The 594-nt window shown below is 55.4% G+C and carries 1 protein-coding gene; it reads right to left on the bottom strand.

Annotated elements, in window-relative coordinates; all coding sequences use genetic code 11:
- On the bottom strand, positions 1-338 hold a 338-nt coding region (locus tag ETQ85_RS26460; RefSeq protein WP_187394863.1), incomplete at its 3' end, for a hypothetical protein.
- Positions 339-594: the final 256 nt, after the last annotated feature.

Here is a 594-nt window from a genome sequence, read left to right as displayed (position 1 = left end):
CCCACACCTTCTTCGTGGTTGTCCTTACCCCGATCCAAGGTCTTTTCGGCTTCGCGCTTTTTGGCCTGGCTTTCCTTTGTTGCCGGCGGCATCTTCTTGGCTTCATGGAGGGCATGACCGCCAACCCCCTCCATGTGGTTGTCCTTCTCCCGATCCCAGTTCTTCTGCAGATCGCGTTCCTTCTTTACGTCGGCAGCGGTGGGCTTGCCTTGCTTTTGCAGTTCGTTGAGGGTGTGTCCGCCAACGCCTTCAACGTGATTGTCCTTGTCGTTAAGGTCAGCATGGGCAGCGCCGGCAGCGAGCAGCAGCGCAGCAAATACGGTGGAAATGAGTTTCATGATTTTCTCCTTTGGTTCGGTCATGAGTGAGCCTGCAGTTGAAGCATGCGCTACCGACCCTTACGAGACCCGAACATGGGGGTGACAATTGCGTCACCTTCGTGTCAGGAACAGGAGCTTCATCCAGATTCCCTGAGGGGGATCGCTCCACCGTTGTCCCAATTGCAAAGTGAAAAAATGCGCTCCGGCACCGTTGACCTTCCCATGATGGCAAGGTCTAGCCTGCTCCTGTCACCTCAACAGGAGTTGCATCATG

The sequence above is a fragment of the Zoogloea oleivorans genome, from assembly GCF_008107625.1.
Classification (GTDB): domain Bacteria; phylum Pseudomonadota; class Gammaproteobacteria; order Burkholderiales; family Rhodocyclaceae; genus Zoogloea; species Zoogloea oleivorans.
Note: the sequence above shows the minus strand (reverse complement) of the source record. Positions and strands in the feature narration are given on the sequence as shown.